We start from the raw sequence: 541 nt of genomic DNA, 5'->3' as shown, positions 1-541 counted from the left end.
CTTTGGGGGGGAGCGGTCGAAGGTGGGGCTGGCGATTGGGACGAAGTCGTAACAAGGTAGCCGTACCGGAAGGTGCGGCTGGATCACCTCCTTTCTAAGGAGCATTCGATCAGCCGGCCCGCTCGATGAGCGAGTCGATCTGATCCAGCCGTGGCCGCGAGCGAACGTCTCGCGCACGGTGCGCTCATTAGTGGAGCACTGGCTAGTCGGTCGGACCGGGTCGCCGGGCCGCTAGTACCGCCTCCAGGGTTCGCCCTGGGGGAGTGGGAACGGGGTCGTCGGGGTGAGGTCCGGGTGAACACACTGTTGGGTCCTGAGGAAACGGGCCAGCCGCTCCGCGGGAGACCGTGGAGCCGGTGAGGTTTGGTTTTCTTCGTGCGGGACCGTCCGCCTGTCATACCGGCTTGGGCTTGGTAGAGGTTGTCTCTGCTGGGTTCGGGTGTCTGGTGGTGGGGTCGGTAGGTCGCTGCGTGTTGTTTGAGATTTGCATAGTGGACGCGAGCATCTTTGTGGCCAAGTTTTTTAGGGCACACGGTGGATG

Annotated in this window: 1 rRNA gene; it reads left to right on the top strand. The window is 63.0% G+C overall.

Going from position 1 to position 541, the window contains the following annotated elements:
• Positions 1–94: ribosomal RNA gene (locus tag IEZ10_RS38520) — 16S ribosomal RNA — on the top strand; the annotation flags it as partial.
• Positions 95–541: the final 447 nt, after the last annotated feature.

Source organism: Streptosporangium pseudovulgare (assembly GCF_014648055.1).
Lineage (GTDB): Bacteria > Actinomycetota > Actinomycetes > Streptosporangiales > Streptosporangiaceae > Streptosporangium > Streptosporangium pseudovulgare.
Note: the sequence above shows the minus strand (reverse complement) of the source record. Positions and strands in the feature narration are given on the sequence as shown.